Raw genomic sequence first — 294 nt, 5'->3', positions numbered from 1 at the left:
AGTTTGATCAGCCGCTTAGTGCGGCGGCTATCCCCTAAATCAGCATATTGAAAAGTGTCTTTTGCCCATTGCTCAGCATCTGTTGAAAACATCATACGTGACCTCAACGTAGTATTTCTTATTGAGATCAGCCAGGTAGAAAAAGGTTCAAAAAAATCCCTCGATTCAATCGAGGGATTTGTGTAGAAGAGACAGGGAACTGGCAGGCTTTCAGGTCAAACACGCCATTGCTGAACCCGATTAAGTGGCGTTTTGGCGATTGCATCATGGGAAGCTGTAATTTCAGGGCATCCA

At 44.9% G+C, this 294-nt stretch carries 1 protein-coding gene; it reads right to left on the bottom strand.

The annotated features are described in order from the left end of the window. A partial coding sequence (locus Xind_RS19840; protein ID WP_187650072.1) for a transposase DNA-binding-containing protein occupies window positions 1-92 on the bottom strand: 92 nt, incomplete at its 3' end. Window positions 93-294: the final 202 nt, after the last annotated feature.

The sequence above is a fragment of the Xenorhabdus indica genome, assembly GCF_014467235.1.
In the GTDB taxonomy this organism is placed as follows: domain Bacteria; phylum Pseudomonadota; class Gammaproteobacteria; order Enterobacterales; family Enterobacteriaceae; genus Xenorhabdus; species Xenorhabdus indica.
The sequence above is the reverse complement of the archived record's forward strand: the minus strand, read 5'-3'. Positions and strand labels throughout refer to the sequence as shown.